This window comes from Pantoea sp. 22096 (assembly GCF_052045955.1).
In the GTDB taxonomy this organism is placed as follows: domain Bacteria; phylum Pseudomonadota; class Gammaproteobacteria; order Enterobacterales; family Enterobacteriaceae; genus Pantoea; species Pantoea alfalfae.
Genome location: NZ_JBQEPW010000001.1, coordinates 2,075,634 through 2,091,735, shown reverse-complemented (window position 1 = coordinate 2,091,735; position 16,102 = coordinate 2,075,634). Strand labels below are relative to the sequence as shown.

The window sequence follows — 16,102 nt, the reverse complement described above, 5'->3', positions numbered from 1 at the left end:
AAAATTTGCCATTCAGGGAGAACCCGGCAAGATCTCAGGCTTCTCTGACTGTAAGGAATCATGATGTTTATCTGGGTCGATGCCGATGCCTGTCCGAATGTGATCAAAGAGGTGCTCTACCGTGCGGCGGATCGCACCGCCACCACGGTCACTTTTGTGGCAAACCAGTTTCTGCGTGTGCCGCCATCGCCTTATCTGCGCACCCTGCAGGTGCCAGCCGGATTTGATGTGGCGGACAATGAGATTGTCAGACGTTGTCAGCCCGGCGATCTGGTGATCACCGCCGATATTCCGCTGGCGGCTGAGGTGATTGAGAAAGGGGCGGCAGCGTTGAATCCGCGCGGCGAGCGCTACTCACCGGCCACGATACGTGAACGCCTGACGATGCGGGATTTTATGGATACTCTGCGGTCAAGCGGCGTGCAGACCGGCGGCCCTGCGACGATGAGTCCGCGTGACCGCCAGCAGTTTGCCAATGAGCTGGACAGCTGGCTCACTCAGCAGAAACGCTCTACTTAAACGAAGCTATCGTCGTCGTCGAAATCGCCGCCGCCAAAATCGTTCAGATCGCTGTTGTCAGCATAATTACTGTCCCAGCCCGAGTTCTGGTCCAGGAAGGCGTTATCATTACCGCCGTTAAAGGCATCGGCGTTGTCATCGCCACCATTGAAGGTGTTGAGATTATCATTCACCTCCGGCAATGGCGGCTCATTGATGATGTTCACAATCTCTTCCGGCTGTGAATGGTGGAACATGCTGGTCAGCATGTCGGCCATCACGACCCCCCCAGCCACGCCCACCGCTGTTTGCAGTGCGCCGCCAAGGAAACCGGTGCCGCGTGGCGCGGGTGCCTGGGCAGGAGCATATTGCTGCTGTGCCGGTTGCTGCGGTGCACTGTTCCACGGCGACGATTGTTGCTGCTGCTGAACGGGCTGCTGCTGGCGCGAACCGCTGCCAAACAGTCCCGACAGAAAGCCGCCGCTGCTCTGTGCGGGTTGTTGCTGCTGTTGCTGTTGCAACTGTGCAACCTGGCTTTCCAGCGCTGACACTTTCTCATTAAGTTTTTTCAGTGCCGCTTCCTGAATCAGGATCGCCTGCGCCATGTAGTAAGGCGCGCCCGGCTGCGCCTGAAGATGCTGATTAATCAGTTGTTCGGCTGCGGCATCGCGTGCCACGGTCTGGCTTTCAGCCTGTTTCAGACGGCTGAACAGCCCTTCGATCAGTTGTTGTTCTTCGCGTTGCATGATGACTCTCCTGTGGCAATGTTTATCAGTATATGTGGGCGCCAGTGAGAAAAGTAAAATCGCGGCGGTAAGCAAATATTGCCAGCGCATTCCGGACGCTACTTTACGCGTTGTTTTATCGTCCTGTTAGCGCCCTGATGCACAAAACGTGCATGCTTTTCCTGTTGAAAATACGAATGTTATCGCTATTCAGGTAACGAAAATGCGTAAATCATGCCTGACAGGTGGAGGCCATAATAATTTCCAGTTATCATGCGTCGCATTATTAAGCTCATCATGCAGCCGCATCGCGCGGTCAGGCGGAGGAATGGCCCTGATGTCACTACCCATCTTTTTGATTGGCGCTCGCGGTTGCGGCAAAACCACGGTCGGCGAAGCGTTGTCGCAGGCGCTGGGCTACGCCTTTAGAGATACCGATCACTATCTGCAACTCAGCACGCAGCGCAGCGTGGCCGAGATTGTTGCGGCAGAAGGCTGGGAAGGTTTTCGCGCCCGTGAAACGGAATCGCTTAAAGCGGTAACAGCACCCGGGACCGTGATTGCTACCGGTGGTGGTATGATTCTGGCTGAAGAGAACTGCCGCTTCATGCAGGAGCAGGGCCGGGTGATCTGGCTCAGCGCGTCGCCCGAAGTGCTGGCAGAACGACTGGAAAGCGAACCTGAAGCGGCTCAGCGTCCAACGCTGACCGGACGTCCGATTGCCGATGAGATGAGTGATGTGCTGCGTGAACGTGCGCATCTCTACCAGGCGGCGGCCCATCATCAGGTCAACGCCATGCAATCGCCGGCGTGCGTGGTGGAAGAGATTCTGCTGTCACTTTCCCTGGCGCGCGCCAGCTAACCCTCCGATTTTTCCCGCTTTGATCCCGCTTCGGATGGCATTGTCTATACTTACTCTATGACAGGCAGCGGCCTGTCCTGTGGAATGTTATTCAGACAAGAGGGACACAGTATGCCGACCAGACCACCGTACCCACGTGAAGCGAAAGTTGTGCCCGTTGAAAAGGGCACTGAAGGTAATAAAGTCACTTCTTACGAATTGCGTGCTGATCATCCCAAACCGAATTCATTAATCAGCGAGCACGAGACGGAAGAAGAAGCGCATGATGCTAAAGCGCGCTACGAAGACGTCGAAAAAGAGTAACACGTCACGGCTGGCAGGGACGCCAGCCTGCTGCTCAGCTTTAATCTGCCCGTAAGTTGCCTGATCTTTTCCCTCTATGTTTGACTCCCCAAATCCCCATAGCCGAATCAAAACAGCGCTGCCCGGACCACCTGCTTAACGCGCTCTCCCATCGGAAGAGATCACAAACGACCATCATTTCGCGTGACAGATCAGCGGGTTCCCTTCTACACTTCCAGACACACAACATGTGCTCTGGAGAACTATTATGCTCAACGTAAGTGAGTATTTTGACGGAAAAGTTAAATCTATCGGTTTTGACAGTGCGAGCACCGGTCGTGCCAGCGTGGGCGTGATGTCTGAAGGTGAATACACATTTGGAACCGGCCAGCCGGAAGAGATGACCGTCGTCAGCGGCTCGCTTAAGGTGTTGCTGCCGGGTGAGACTGAGTGGAAATGGTTTGAAGCGGGTTCGGTGTTTAACGTGCCGGGTCACAGTGAATTTCATCTGCAGGTCGGCGAGCCAAGTTCCTATCTCTGCCGCTACCTGAAAGACAAAGATTAAAAAAAGGGCCGCTAAGCGGCCCTTTTTTTGGGCAAACCATGTCTGTCCGGGTGATTCTGATTAACGCTGGGCTTCGCCACCTAAGGCTTCCACCAGATTGCTGGTCAGTGCGGCCAGTTCGCTGGTCATCAGAATAAAGTCAGCATCAAAGCGCTGAGCAAAATCTTCGCGGTCGATATCGTCGTTCTGGTCGCGCAGCGTGTCGCTGAACTTCAGACGTTTCACCGAACCGTCATCCGCCAGCACGAACTGAATGCGCTCCTGCCAGTCGAGTGCCAGTTTGGTCACCAGCTTGCCCGCTTCGATGTGGTTGGCGATCTCATCGCATACCAGATCCTGTTTCTTGCAGCGAATGACGCCGCCATCTTCCAGCAGCGCTTTCAGCTCCGCTTCATCCATCAGCGCAAAACCGGCAGGCAGATCGCCCGAACGAACCCACTCGGTCAGGGTCAGCTCAATCGGGTTTTCCAGCGTCAGCGGCACCACCGGCAGTGAACCCAGGCTTTTGCGCAGCAGCGCCAGGGTATCTTCCGCTTTTTTTGCGCTGGCACAGTCCACCATAATCAGATTGTTGACCGTGTCGATCCACAGATAAGTCTGGCTGAAACGGCTGAAGGCGCGCGGCAGCAGGCTGTGCAGCACTTCATCTTTCAGCGAATCTTTTTCGGTCTTTTTGAGCTTGCGGCTCTGCTCAGATTCCAGCTTGTCGATTTTCGCTTCCAGCGCCTGTTTCACGACCGGCGACGGCAGGATTTTCTCCTCTTTGCGGGCGCAAATCACAATCTGGCCTTTGTTCTCATGGGTCAGCGCGTCGCTGCGGTTACCCATCGGCGGGACCCAGCCGGTCTTGCTCATATCCTGACTGCCACACGGTGAAAACGTGAAGGCGTCGAGCTGTTTTTCCATCTCATCTGCGGACAACGGAATGTCACGATTCAGACGATAAACCATCATATTTTTAAACCACAACATCGGGATTCCTTACCATGGCGCGATCGGGCGCACAAGTCTGCGAGAGTCAGCGCGCATGATAGCGAAACATCGGAGTGGTTTCATTGCCTTTAAGGCAGCCGCCTTCTACTGTATCTCTCACCTGAACGAATAACGAGGAGGTAACCTTGCGCATAGGCATAGATCTGGGTGGCACCAAGACAGAAGTGATTGCATTGTCGGATAAGGGACAGGAGCTGTTCCGCCATCGGGTGAATACCCCGCGTGATGACTATCAGGCAACGGTGCAGGCGATTGTCGATCTGGTCACACTGGCGGAGCAGAAAACCGGCGAGACCGGCACGGTCGGGCTGGGTATTCCTGGCTCGCTTTCGCCCTTCAGTAAGCGGGTGAAAAATGCCAACTCTACCTGGCTCAACGGCCAGCCGCTGGACAAAGATCTGGCTCAGGCGCTGAACCGGGAAGTGCGTATTGCCAACGACGCCAACTGTCTGGCCGTGTCGGAAGCGGTCGATGGTGCGGGTGCCGGACAGTCGCTGGTGTTTGCCGTGATCATCGGCACCGGGTCGGGCGCAGGTGTAGCGATCAATGGGGAGTCGCGCATCGGTGGCAACGGCAATGCCGGCGAGTGGGGCCACAATCCGCTGCCGTGGATGGATGAAGATGAGCTGCGCTACCGCCAGGAAGTGCCCTGTTATTGCGGGCAGCAGGGCTGCATCGAGACCTTTGTTTCTGGCACCGGTTTTGGTATCGACTATCAGCGGCTGAGTGGCGTGCATCGCAAAGGTGCTGAGATCGTTTCGCTGCTGACGCAGCAGGATCCGATCGCCGAACGGGCGATGAGCCGTTATGAGCTGCGGCTGGCCAAATCGCTGGCGCAGGTGGTGAATCTGATCGATCCCGACGTGATCGTGCTGGGTGGCGGGATGAGCAATGTGGATCGTCTCTATCAGACCGTACCGGTGCTGATGAAGAAATGGGTGTTTGGCGGGGAGTGTGAAACGCCGGTGCTGAAGGCGCAGCATGGCGACTCCAGCGGCGTTCGCGGTGCGGCGTGGCTCTGGCCGCTTAACGGCTGAGTGTCCCGCACATCCGCTGACGTTCAGCGCCTGGGTTTCTGGCGCTGAACTTAAGCCCCGGCGCGGCATCCTGCCGCGCCGCGGTTATTCGCCCACCAGCATCGTGTCCTGCGGAGCCCGGTCGCGCTGCGCTTTGGTGGCGAGGAAGTAGAGATAGCCGACCAGCATAATGGCGAAAAACAGTGCGCCAATCACCGGATTAAACCACAGCATCGCCAGCAGGCAGATGACTGACAGCAGCAGAGCGATGCCCGGTACAATCGGATAGCCCGGCGCGCGGAAACTGCGCACCATCTCCGGCGCGCTGCGGCGTAGTTTAAACAGGCTCAGCATGCTCATGATGTACATCACAATCGCGCCAAACACCGCCATGGTGATCATCGCCGCCGTCAGCGTCATTCCCTGCAGATTAATCACGCCATCGCTGTAAATCGCCGCGATGCCCAGCACGCCGCCGAGAATAATGGCGCGATGTGGGGTCTGGAAACGCGACAGTTTTGCCAGCGAAGGCGGCAGATAGCCCGCGCGGGCCAGGGCAAAAAACTGCCGTGAATAGCCGAGGATGATGCCGTGGAAGCTGGCAATCAGGCCAAACAGCCCAATCCACACCAGCATATGCATCCAGGTAGAGTGTTCGCCAACGATCATTTTCATCGCCTGTGGCAGCGGATCGTTAATGTCGGCCAGTTTACGCCAGTCACCTGCGCCGCCCGCCATCAGCATTACGCCAATTGCCAGCACTACCAGCGTCAGGATCCCGCTGATCCAGGCACGGGGAATGGTCCGGGTAGGATCTTTCGCCTCTTCGGCCGCCATCGCGGCACCTTCAATGGCAAGGAAAAACCAGATAGCGAAGGGAATAGCGGCGAAAATGCCGGAGAAGGCGGGCAGTCCGAAGCTGTCACTGCCCGCCCAGCCGTGTGCGGCAAAGTTTGCCAGGCTGAAGCCAGGTGAGACCACGCCCATAAATACCAGCAGCTCAATGACCGCCAGTACAGTGACAACCAGTTCGAACATCGCCGCCAGTTTTACACCGAGAATATTCAGCGTCATAAACAGCAGGTACGCGCCGACCGCCGCGGTTTTCGGATTGAGTTCGGGATACTGCACATTCAGATAAGCCCCGATCGCCATGGCAATCGCCGGAGGCGCAAAGACAAATTCAATCAGCGTCGCCAGACCAGCAATCAGCCCGCCGGTTTCGCCAAAGGCGCGACGGCTATAGGCAAAGGGTCCGCCTGCATGAGGGATCGCGGTGGTCAGCTCGGTGAAGCTAAAAATAAAGCAGGTGTAGAGCGTGGCGATCAGCGCGGTAGTAACCAGAAATCCCAGCGTGCCCGCCACGGCCCAGCCGTAACTCCAGCCAAAATATTCGCCTGAGATCACCAGGCCAACCGCAATCCCCCACAGATGCAGGGTGCCCAGAGTGGGCTTGAGTCTGTTTGTCATTCTGCTATCCCCGTCGTTGTTGGTCTCACGCGGCGTTACACCGCCATAACTACTAAAGTAAGGGGATAATGCCGTTGCATTACTCACCACGACTTGACGCGGGCGCAGTGACTTCTGTCCTCCACGGTCAACTCACAGGCAACAACCGGGCCGGATGCACGCTGCGGTCAACTTTGTCTCTTCTGAGGTCAAGCAACTCACCTTCTGGCAACACATGCTGAGATAACGCAAGTGAAAAGGAGCCGGATGATGAGCGCAAAACAATATGACAACCTGACTGATTCCCAACTCACCCTGATGGCGCAGCAGGCGCTGGCCTGTTATCCCGCTGCGCTGCAGGGGCAGCTCAGCCTGCTGTGCCGCTCAGAGAACGCCACGTTCCTGGTTAAAGCGGCAGGCCGGCGTTATGCGCTGCGGCTGCATCGCGGCGATTACCATCAGAAAGCGGATATCCTTAGCGAACTGCTGTGGCTCGACGCGCTGCGCGAAACCGGCATTATGGTGCCGGAAGCGGTGCCGGACAACGCGGGCGAAACGGTGCTGACGCTGCGGCTGCCGGATGGCAGTGAGCGCTACGTGGTGCTGTTTCACTGGATCGAGGGGGAGATGCCGACCACCGACGTTGATCCCCGCGCCTTTCAGCAGCTGGGACAGATTACCGCGCGGCTGCATCAGCACAGTAAGCAGTGGCAGCCACCCGCGGGTTTCCAGCGCATCATCTGGGATCACCACACCATGACCAGCGCTGAGAGTCACTGGGGACGCTGGCAGGATGCGCCCAATCTGCCTTCCGCCGATCACGGCGTCGTCGAACAGACGATCGCGCAGGTCGGCGCGGCGATGGCGCAGTTTGGTAAGGGATCGGATCGCTATGGTCTGATCCACGCCGATCTGCGGCTGACCAATCTGCTGCTGCACAAGGGCGAAACGCGGGTGATCGACTTCGATGACTGCGGACTTGGCTGGTATCTGCACGATCTGGCGGCGGCGATCAGTTTTGTTGAGCATCATCCGCGCGCACCAGAGTGGATCGATCACTGGATACGCGGTTATGAGCAGGTGGCGCATATCAGCGATGCCGAGATAGCCATGCTGCCCGCGCTGCTGATCCAGCGTCGTATCCAGCTCACCGCCTGGATAGGATCGCATGCTGAAACCGAAATGGCGCGCAGTCTCGGCCCGGAGTGGGCCAGTCACTCGGTCCGCCTCTGCCGCGATTATCTGGCGGGTAAACCGCTGCCGGTCGGCGTCTGATGCACCAGCGGCGGGCGTAGCTGCGCCGCCGCAGTGCCGGATGCCGTGTCCGGGCGCAGTCTGGACCACCCGCAGGCGGTGCGGCGGGGCCTGGGAACCTGGTATGGAATTTGCTCTGATCTCAGGAACGGGTGATCCACCTGACTTCTGACTGAGGCGACCATGAATCCGACACTGATCAAGCCTGATGCATTTGCGGCCTGCTCTGCAGCGGCGGGGGCAGGCAATCACGGCGTGCTGGCTGCGGCGGCGACCGGTTTAAGCGAGTTTATTCATTCTCAGGGCGGCGATGTTGATCGCATTTTTGGCATCAGCGGCATCGATCCGGAGCGCCTGGCCAGCCCGACGCTGAGCCTGGGGCTGGTTAACTATTGTCGGGTACTGGAAGAGGCGGCGCGTCACTCCGGTTTTGATAACTTCGGTTTGCACTACGGCAGGCAGTTTAAACCGCAGTCATTAGGTCTGATCGGCTACATTGGCTTGTGCTCCGATACGCTGGAACAGGCGCTGCACAATGTGGTTAACGCATTTCCCTGGCATCAGCACGACACCTTAACCCGGCTGGTGGATAAGGGAGAGTGCTGGCGGCTCGACTATCAGGTACGGCACGGCGCGATCCTGTCGCGCCGTCAGGATGCCGAGCTGACGCTGGGAATGTTTATGAATCTGATCCGCCACGTCGCTGGCAGACACTGGGCACCACGTGAAGTCCATTTCGAACACCCCCGTCCCGGCCAGTGGCACGATCACTGCAAAGTATTTGATGCGCCGGTCTGGTTCGATCAGCCGTTTAATTCGCTGGTGATCCCGAAACGCGATCTGCTGCGCGCGATGCCGGAGAGCGATCCGATCCTGTTGATGGTGATGCAGGATGCGATCCGGCGGCTGAACCGTGGGACGTCTCAACAGAGCATGATTGAGCAGGCGCGTTCGCAGGTTAATTTATCGCTGATGCAGGGCGAGCCGGTACTGGAAGAGGTGGCGGATAAACTCGGGCTGTCGAGCTGGTCACTGCAGCGACGGCTGCGCGAAGAGGGCAGCAGCTTTACTGCGCTGGTGGATCAGGTGCGCTGCGAGATGGCGACGCACTATCTGCAGCAGAAGCAGCTGCCGATCTCGGAGATGGCGTTGCTGCTGGGCTACTCGGAAGTCAGCGCGTTCTCACGCGCATTTCGCCGCTGGTTTGGCATCAGTCCGCGCCAGTGGCGTCAGGAAGGTCTGGCCAGCTAACCACGCGGCGCAAAGCCAAACCACGCCGGTTGTCCAGGCTCCGGTGGCGGTGGCAGATCGCGCGTTTGTGCCACCAGTTGCCAGGCACGCAGGCAGAGCGCCTCATCCCCCTGAGTCTGCGTCACCGCATAATGTCTGCTATGTTGCTGCCACTCCATCCGTACCAGACATTGCTGACCCGTATAACGTACCGCATCAGTAAACTGCCGATTCAGTACCGGCTGCATTCGATTAGTCCAGTGACAGGATTTACTGTCCGGATCCTTCGCAGGCTCACACAGGTTTGCCACGCTATCACGTTGCTTTGACAAAGGTTGCTGACAGGCACTGAGCGAAAAAGCAATAATCACACCCGGCAACATTCTCACTATTGTATTAATTAAATTCATTAAATTAGCCACTTTTTTCTAAAGATCTTCCGGTCTGCTGCCGACAGTCTACAGACCGGCATGCTGAATGCTATGGCATTCCTCCGACTGTCGGCAGAACCAGAATTTACCGCCCCTGTGCGGATGATGTCTCTTTTCACTTCATGGATTAGAAATGCAGAAAAAATATGCCTTTGCGGCACTCTCCTTGTTAACCACCTCGCTGATCAGCGGCTGCGCCACCGAATCTTCCCGTGCAATTCAGGCGCCGCAGGTTCGCGCAGCCAGCCAGCCGGTTTATCAGGGCGTGCGCAGCCCGATTGCGGTAGGTCAGTTTGATAACCGTTCCTCGTACATGAACGGCATCTTCTCTGATGGCGTCGATCGGCTGGGTAATCAATCGAAAACCATTCTGATTACCCATCTGCAGCAGACCAATCGCTTCAGCGTGCTGGATCGCAGCAACCTGAAAGAGTTGCAGCAGGAGTCAGACTTCAAACGCAGCCAGCAGAATATCAAAGGCGCGAACTTCATCATCACCGGTGATATCACCGAGTTTGGCCGCAAAGAAGTAGGCGATCAGCAGCTGTGGGGCATTCTGGGCCGCGGCAAAACTCAGATCGCCTATGCCAAAGTGAATCTCAACGTGGTGGATGTCGCCACCTCTGAAGTGGTTTACAGCACCCAGGGTGCGGGCGAGTACCAGCTTTCGGCACGCGAAGTGATCGGCTTTGGCGGCACCAGCAGCTATGACTCGACGCTGAACGGTAAAGTGATGGATCTGGCGATTCGCGAAGCGGTTGATCATTTAGTGGATGGAATCAACAACGGCGCATGGCGCCCGGCTAAATAAGGAAGCAGTAAATGAAAATGATGACACTGAGCAGCCTGCTGATGGCAGCGGCGCTGTTGGCCGGCTGTGCGCCAAAAGCGCCGAAAACGATCTACTACTGGGGCGACTATCAGGAACAGATTTATAGCTACTATCAGCAAAGCGGCGATCCGCTGAAGCAGATCGATGCGCTGAATCTGGATGTGGAAAAAGCCCGTGCTGCGGCTCAGCCAGTGCCGCCAGGCCTGCATGCGCAGCTCGGCCTGCTCTACGCTAAAACCGGTGATACCAATAAAGCGTTTGGTCAGTTCGCCACCGAGAAGCAGCTGTTTCCCGAATCGGCACCTTACATGGATTTTCTGATGAGTAAAAAACAAGGAGGGGTACAGTGAAAAAATGGATTGCTCTGAGCGGCGCGCTGATCGTGCTGTTACTGACTGGCTGTGCGCAGCCGAAAAAACCGTATGACTACACGGCGTTTCATGCCAGCAAGCCTGCCTCGATTCTGGTGCTGCCTGCCGCTAACACCTCGCCGGATATCAACGCTGCGCACAGCCTGAACTCGCTGGTGACGCGTCCGCTGGCCGAGGCCGGTTACTACGTCTTCCCGGTAGCGGTGGTTGAAGAGACCTTTCAGCAGAACGGCCTGTCCAGCGCCAGCGACGCCCAGGCGGTCAGCGCGAAGCGTCTGAATGAGATTTTCCACGCCGACAGCGCGCTCTATATCTCGATCAGCGACTATGGCAGCAGCTATCGTGTCATTGACAGCGTGACCACGGTGACCGCCAAAGCACGGCTGGTGGATTTACGCAGCGGCAAAGAGATCTGGCAGGGTTCCGCCACCGCTACCGACAATGATCAGGGCAACAATAACAATAACGGCGTGATCGGTATTCTGGTCAGCGCGGTGATCAAGCAGATCTCCGACAACGTCAGTGACAAAGCCCATACCGTGGCCGGACTGACCAGCAATCGTCTGCTGGCACAGAACGAGCAGGGCGGATTACTCACCGGCCCTCGCTACAAGGTCGTCAGCGCCCGCTGATCAGACTCAGACGGGCGCTCTGGCGCCCGTTATCCCTGCGGCAGCTCCAGCTGGCTGTAACCCAGGCCATTCATTTTGCGCACTTTAATCTGCACCGGGATGCGCTCTTTCATCGCTTCCACGTGGCTGATCACCCCAATGGTTTTGCCGCTGGCGTTCAGCGCGTCCAGGGCATCCAGCGCGGTGTCGAGCGTCTGCGCATCCAGCGTGCCGAACCCCTCATCCAGAAACAGCGATTCGATGCGCGTTTTGTGGCTGACCAGATCTGATAACGCCAGTGCCAGCGCCAGACTGACCAGGAAGCTCTCGCCACCTGATAACGTGCGGGTATCGCGCGCCGCATCGGCCTGCCAGGTATCGACGACATCCAGCTCCAGCAGATCCTGCGCCCGGCGCTGCAGCAGATAACGGCCATGTAGCCGATCAAGCTGGCGATTAGCGAGCGCGACCAGATGATCCAGCGTTAACCCTTGCGCGAAGCGCCTGAACTTGTCGCCGCTGGCGGAGCCGATCAGATCGTTGAGCAGGCTCCACTGCGCCAGTATCACACCATCCTGTTCAATCTGCGTCATCAGGCTCTGCTGTCGGGCGCGGAGACTGGCGTCGCTGTACAGCTGCTGCTGAATCTGACCCTGCTGGCTGGCGTTGTCGCGCAGGGCCAGCCGCAACTGCTCCAGCTGCTGCGCCAGCGCTTCCGCAGATTCCGGCATCGCGTCGGGCTTCGCCTGCTGATGCGCGCTGAGCCGCTGATGCAGATCCGCCAGTCGCGCCTGCTGCTGCTGGCATTGCTGATCGAGCTGCTGCAGCTGCTGGCGCAGTTGCAGTGCAGTCTGTTCATCCAGCAGCGCCTCGCGCAGGCTGGCTTCATCGGCAAATCCGGCGCTCTCCAGTGCCTGCTGCAGTGCGCTTTCCGCCTCTGCCAGTTTGCCGCTGAGGGTCTGACGCTGATTTTCCAGCCCCGACAGCTCACCCTGCAGGCGACTGACCTCGGCGTGCGCCTGTTGCAGGGCGGTGAGCTGCTGTGCCAGCTGTTCATCAGCGTGCTGAACGCGGGTCTGCATCTGCTGACGGGCGAGGGTAACCTCGCGATCGCCGAACAGCGCCAGACGGGCACGGCGCATCTCGCTGAGCTGCGTCTGGCTCTGCTGCTGCTGCTGCTGACGGGTCGTGAGCTGCTGCTGTTCCTGTTCAGCCTGCTGCTGCAGGGCAGTGAGCTGAGTTTCCCCTTTTAACAGCTGCGGCTGCAGGTTAGCGAGCAACTGCTCACTTTCCTGCCAGCGCTGCCAGCGCCGCTGTTGCTCCGCCAGCCACGCATCGCGATGGGCGGCATCGGGCAGGGCAAGACTGTGTGCAGTGAACTGCTGCTCCAGACGGCTCTGCAACTGCGCCCAGGCCTGCTGTTCCTGCTGCTGACGCTGTTGCAGCGCATCCAGCGCCTGTTGCAGGCTGGTCAGCGACTGCTGCGCCAGCTGTCCGGCCTGCTGGTGCTGCTGCCAGGCCTGCAATTGCTGAAGATGGTGATCTTTCGCAGCCTGACGCGCCTGTTCAGCGGCCTCCTGAGCCTGTCGCTGCTGCTCAAGCTGACTTTCACGGTCGCTTTGTTGCTGCTGCCACGTGGCTAAGGACTCGCGATCGGCAAGCGGGAAGGTAAGTGCCAGCTCACCGCTCAGCGCCTGCCATTGCTGCTCAAGCTGATCAAGCTGTTGCTGCATCCCGGCGATTTCCTCGCGCAGAGTCTGCTGCTGCACCGTTGATTGCTTCAGCTGTTCGTTTTTTGCCGTGCCCGCTTCGCGCAGTGCCTCGGTTTGTTGTTGCAGCGCAGCCCTGCGCTGCTGGTTAGCACTTACTTCCAGTGTGCTGTAGGCCTCGACCGCAGGATGGGTGCAGGAGCCGCACAGCGGACAGGGCTGATCGGCGGTGAGCCGGGCGCGGTAATCGCTGAGGTCGACAATCTGCTGCTCCAGCGCGCAGATTTTTTCGACGTCATCCAGCTGCTGCTTTTCGCGTTTCCACGTCTCGCGCAGGGTCTGAAGTTCCGCTTCACTCTGCTGATGCGCTTTTACCAGCGCGCTCAGCTTTTGCTGGTGCTGGTCCAGCTGCTGGTGCAGCGGCTGCCACTGCGTTGAGAGCAGCAGCAGTTGCTGACGCGCCGGACGACTGTTCTGCAACTGGCTTAATGCCTGGCGCAGTGCAGCCGGTGGATGCTGTTCATGAAGCGAAGTGAGTACCTGCTCCGCCTGCAACAGCGCCTGGCGGGCCTGTTGCTCCGCCTGCTGGCGCGGCAGTGCCTGTTGTGCCTGCTGCTGCTGTTTCGCCTGTTGTGCATCAATCTGTTGCTGCTGCTGCTCGCGCTGTTGTGTCAGTTCCGCCAGCGTCGCCTCACGCTGTGCCAGCAAAGCAAAATTCTCCTGCCATACCGGCAGCGAAGCGCCCCAGTGCGCCAGATCGGCAAGCTGCTCGCGTAACTGATGCTGTTCTGTAATCGCCTGCTGCCAGCCCGCGACCTGCTGCATCTGCTGCGTCAGGCTGGCCTGGGTCTGATCGGCATGCTGCTGCAGACGACTGTTCTCCTGCTGCTGCTCCGCAAGGTGCTGCTGCAGCGTACGAATCCGCTGATCCAGCGGCAGCACCTGTTCCGTCAGCAGGTTTTCCTGCTGCTGCTGTTCCTGCTGCGCCTGCTGGCGGGCCGTCTGAGCGGCTGCGTAGTGTTGCTGATGCTGCTGCTGCTGGTTCTGCGCCAGCGCCGTCGCTGACGTGAGCTGCTGATAGCGGTTCTCAGCCTGCTGCTGTTCGCTGCGCAACGCGTCGCGCTGCTGCAGTTTTATCCGCAGCTTTTCAGCCGGTTCGCTGCGAGCCAGCCGCTGGCGATCCGTCTCTGCCGCCTGTGAGACGGCCTGAGCCTGCTGCAGCGCGGCTTCAGCCTGCGCACTGTCCTGCAGTAACTGCTGTGCCTGCTGCTGCCATTGCTGCTGTTGCTGCGCCAGTTGATAGTGTGCACTGAGCTGCTGTTCCGCGTCAGTCAGAGCGGTGAGCTGCTGTTGCAGGGCGTCACGGGCGTCGCTATCCAGCAGGGCCATCGCCCCCGCCTGGCTGCGCAGCAGATCCAGCTGAGTTTTCGCCTCTTTGTGGCGCTCGTAGATGGCAGCGGAAATCAGGCCGTAAATTTCGGTGCCGGTTAGCTCCTCCAGCAGTTCGGCGCGTTCACTGGCTTTAGCATTGAGGAAGGCGGCAAACTGGCCCTGTGACAGCATCATCGAGCGGGTAAAGCGTTCGAAATCAAGACCTGAGAGGGTTTCGATCAGCTTCAGCTTGTCACCGACTTTATCGGCAACAATGAGGTTGTCGTCACAGCGCGCCAGCTCAACGCGCGGTGCCTGCAGTTTGCCGTCGGCGGTGCCGCGTGCGCGGTTCTGGCTCCAGAAGGCGCGCCAGGCTTCACCTTTGATCTCAAACTCGACCTCAGCCAGACATTCTGCGCAGTCGCGGGTCATCAGGGCATTCTGGCTCTGGGAAATCGCCCCCAGGCGCGGCGTCTGGTGATAGAGCGCCAGGCAGATCGCGTCCAGCAAGGTGGTTTTACCGGCCCCGGTGGCCCCGGTTATGGCAAACAGGCCGTTGCTGGCAAAGGGTTCGGCGCGGAAGTCGATGAACCATTCACCGCGCAGGGCGTTGAGGTTTTTAAACCGTAGCGTAAGAATCTTCATCGGGTCTCTTCCATAGCGGCCAGCGTCTGGCGAAACAGTGTGGTCATCTCGTCAATTTGCGCCGGTTGCAGCGCCTCATCCAGCGCCAGGCGGCGCGCGAAGACCTCTTCCACCTTCAGCTCACTCAGCGTTTCGTTGTCGAGCCGCGCCAGGCTCTGCTGACGCTGTTCACGACTGCGGCGTAACAGCAATACCTCGACCGGCAGCGTAGCGGTCAGTGTTTCGACCTGGCGCTGCAGATCGCTGAGGTACTCCTGGGTGGTAACTTCGATGTCGAGCCAGGTCGGTTTTTCCTGCTCTGTCGTACTAAAGGCGTTTAGCTGCTCCGCAATCTGCGCCAGCGAACCTTTCAGCACCTGCATCGGCTGCGCCTGTGGCACCACCAGCGGCGTAACTGACTGCAGGCCACTGACCGCCAGTTCCAGCAGGAAGACGCTCTTTTCACTCCCCAGCTCATCAAAGCTCAGCGGAATCGGCGAGCCGCTATAGCGGATATGCTCGCTGCCGGCCACGCGCTGGGCGCGATGAATATGGCCGAGCGCAATATAGTCAGCAGCCGGAAACGCGCTGGCCGGAAACGCGTCCAGCGTGCCGATGTAGATGTCGCGCACCGAATCGCTCTGGCTGACGCCGACAGTGGTGAGGTGACCGGTAGCAATGATTGGCAGCGCATAGCCCAGCGCCTGGGCAGCGGCGAAACGCTGCTGATAGTGGTGGGCAATCGCCTCCAGCAGCGAGGTCTGTTTGTCGCGGCCCGACTGACCCGCCCGGCTGCGCAGGATATCGCGCGGGCGCAGATAGGGAATGGCGCACAGCAGCGCACCCGGCTCGCCCTGGCGGGTGTTGAGCAATAGCACATCATCCTGCTCCTGCGGTGTAGCGATCACCCGGGTATTGAGACAGGCCAGCAGCTCGCGTGACTCGTTCAGCGTTGCCACGGAATCGTGGTTACCCGCCAGCACAATCAGCTGACAGCCGGTGGGCTGCAGCGCCACCACAAAACGGTTAAACATCTCGCGGGCGTAGCTGGGCGGCGTGCCGGTATCAAACAGGTCGCCTGCAATAATCAGCGCATCCACCTGATGCTGTTCAATCTGGATCAACAGCCAGTCGAGAAACGCCTGATGTTCGGCTGCCCGACTTTTGTTGTAAAAGAACTGCCCCAGATGCCAGTCCGCAGTATGAATAATGCGCATGATGAGTCCCTGCCGTTGTGATTCGCCGGGCGATTATACTGGCTCTGCGGCCAAAGCAAAAA

At 58.7% G+C, this 16,102-nt stretch carries 16 protein-coding genes; 10 read left to right on the top strand and 6 right to left on the bottom strand.

Annotated features, from left to right (window positions below; translation table 11 throughout):
* Nucleotides 1-63 precede the first annotated feature (63 nt).
* Nucleotides 64-519: a YaiI/YqxD family protein gene (locus ACTJKZ_RS09875; protein WP_003850071.1), complete on the top strand. Its 456-nt coding sequence runs from the start codon at nucleotides 64-66 to the stop codon at nucleotides 517-519.
* Here ACTJKZ_RS09875 and ACTJKZ_RS09870 read toward each other — a convergent pair.
* The gene (locus ACTJKZ_RS09870) at nucleotides 516-1,244 is read right to left on the bottom strand and encodes a DUF2076 domain-containing protein (protein WP_285086329.1); all 729 of its coding nucleotides are present in this window, start codon (nucleotides 1,242-1,244) and stop codon (nucleotides 516-518) included. The two genes, ACTJKZ_RS09875 and ACTJKZ_RS09870, sit on opposite strands and share 4 nt — an antisense overlap.
* A 316-nt stretch (nucleotides 1,245-1,560) precedes the next feature.
* On the opposite strand from ACTJKZ_RS09870, the gene aroL reads away from it, so the two are divergent.
* The 3 genes from aroL to ppnP all read left to right on the top strand — a co-directional run bounded on the left by aroL (nucleotide 1,561) and on the right by ppnP (nucleotide 2,932).
* Nucleotides 1,561-2,085 carry a shikimate kinase AroL gene (gene aroL / locus ACTJKZ_RS09865; protein WP_161735310.1) on the top strand — a complete coding sequence of 175 codons (525 nt, stop codon included), beginning with the start codon at nucleotides 1,561-1,563 and terminating at the stop codon, nucleotides 2,083-2,085.
* Between the two features lie 111 nt (nucleotides 2,086-2,196).
* Entirely contained in the window at nucleotides 2,197-2,388 is a 192-nt protein-coding gene (locus tag ACTJKZ_RS09860; RefSeq protein WP_161735308.1) for a YaiA family protein, read from the top strand.
* Nucleotides 2,389-2,635: 247 nt separating this feature from the next.
* Nucleotides 2,636-2,932, top strand: a complete 297-nt coding sequence (ppnP, locus tag ACTJKZ_RS09855) for a pyrimidine/purine nucleoside phosphorylase (RefSeq protein WP_003850060.1) — start codon at nucleotides 2,636-2,638, stop codon at nucleotides 2,930-2,932.
* A gap of 60 nt (nucleotides 2,933-2,992) precedes the next feature.
* On the opposite strand, the gene rdgC is transcribed toward ppnP, so the two are convergent.
* A complete protein-coding gene (rdgC, locus tag ACTJKZ_RS09850; RefSeq protein ID WP_150013087.1) occupies nucleotides 2,993-3,904 on the bottom strand; it encodes a recombination-associated protein RdgC in 912 nt (303 codons plus the stop codon).
* Nucleotides 3,905-4,050: 146 nt separating this feature from the next.
* On the opposite strand from rdgC, the gene mak reads away from it, so the two are divergent.
* Complete coding sequence (mak, locus tag ACTJKZ_RS09845) at nucleotides 4,051-4,962, top strand: fructokinase (protein ID WP_161735307.1); 912 nt, start codon at nucleotides 4,051-4,053, stop codon at nucleotides 4,960-4,962.
* Nucleotides 4,963-5,046: 84 nt separating this feature from the next.
* Here mak and eat read toward each other — a convergent pair whose 3' ends face one another.
* The gene (gene eat / locus ACTJKZ_RS09840) at nucleotides 5,047-6,411 is read right to left on the bottom strand and encodes an ethanolamine permease (RefSeq protein WP_161735305.1); all 1,365 of its coding nucleotides are present in this window, start codon (nucleotides 6,409-6,411) and stop codon (nucleotides 5,047-5,049) included.
* Nucleotides 6,412-6,660: 249 nt separating this feature from the next.
* Between eat and ACTJKZ_RS09835 the strand changes: the two genes are divergently transcribed.
* Nucleotides 6,661-7,665: a phosphotransferase enzyme family protein gene (locus ACTJKZ_RS09835; RefSeq protein WP_285088442.1), complete on the top strand. Its 1,005-nt coding sequence runs from the start codon at nucleotides 6,661-6,663 to the stop codon at nucleotides 7,663-7,665.
* Between the two features lie 162 nt (nucleotides 7,666-7,827).
* Nucleotides 7,828-8,895, top strand: coding sequence for an AraC-like transcriptional regulator QhpR (gene qhpR, locus ACTJKZ_RS09830; protein ID WP_161735303.1), 1,068 nt, complete (start codon nucleotides 7,828-7,830; stop codon nucleotides 8,893-8,895).
* Here qhpR and ACTJKZ_RS09825 read toward each other — a convergent pair.
* Nucleotides 8,892-9,284 carry a cell envelope integrity TolA C-terminal domain-containing protein gene (locus ACTJKZ_RS09825; RefSeq protein WP_222924446.1) on the bottom strand — a complete coding sequence of 131 codons (393 nt, stop codon included), beginning with the start codon at nucleotides 9,282-9,284 and terminating at the stop codon, nucleotides 8,892-8,894. The two genes, qhpR and ACTJKZ_RS09825, sit on opposite strands and share 4 nt — an antisense overlap.
* Before the next feature lie 154 nt (nucleotides 9,285-9,438).
* Between ACTJKZ_RS09825 and ACTJKZ_RS09820 the strand changes: the two genes are divergently transcribed.
* From ACTJKZ_RS09820 to ACTJKZ_RS09810, 3 genes are read left to right on the top strand one after another with little or no spacing between them, the layout of a single operon-like run.
* On the top strand, nucleotides 9,439-10,116 hold the full coding sequence (locus ACTJKZ_RS09820; protein WP_161735299.1) for a CsgG/HfaB family protein: 678 nt from the start codon (nucleotides 9,439-9,441) through the stop codon (nucleotides 10,114-10,116).
* Nucleotides 10,117-10,127: 11 nt separating this feature from the next.
* Entirely contained in the window at nucleotides 10,128-10,487 is a 360-nt protein-coding gene (locus tag ACTJKZ_RS09815; protein ID WP_440829496.1) for a DUF4810 domain-containing protein, read from the top strand.
* Nucleotides 10,484-11,140, top strand: coding sequence for a DUF799 domain-containing protein (locus ACTJKZ_RS09810; protein ID WP_440829495.1), 657 nt, complete (start codon nucleotides 10,484-10,486; stop codon nucleotides 11,138-11,140). The genes ACTJKZ_RS09815 and ACTJKZ_RS09810 overlap by 4 nt, the downstream gene beginning before the upstream one ends.
* Nucleotides 11,141-11,169: 29 nt before the next feature.
* Here the strand turns inward: ACTJKZ_RS09810 and ACTJKZ_RS09805 are convergent, their stop codons facing one another.
* Nucleotides 11,170-14,844 carry an AAA family ATPase gene (locus ACTJKZ_RS09805; protein WP_440829494.1) on the bottom strand — a complete coding sequence of 1,225 codons (3,675 nt, stop codon included), beginning with the start codon at nucleotides 14,842-14,844 and terminating at the stop codon, nucleotides 11,170-11,172.
* The gene (gene sbcD / locus ACTJKZ_RS09800; RefSeq protein WP_222924443.1) at nucleotides 14,841-16,040 is read right to left on the bottom strand and encodes an exonuclease subunit SbcD; all 1,200 of its coding nucleotides are present in this window, start codon (nucleotides 16,038-16,040) and stop codon (nucleotides 14,841-14,843) included. The genes ACTJKZ_RS09805 and sbcD overlap by 4 nt, the downstream gene beginning before the upstream one ends.
* Nucleotides 16,041-16,102 lie beyond the last annotated feature (62 nt).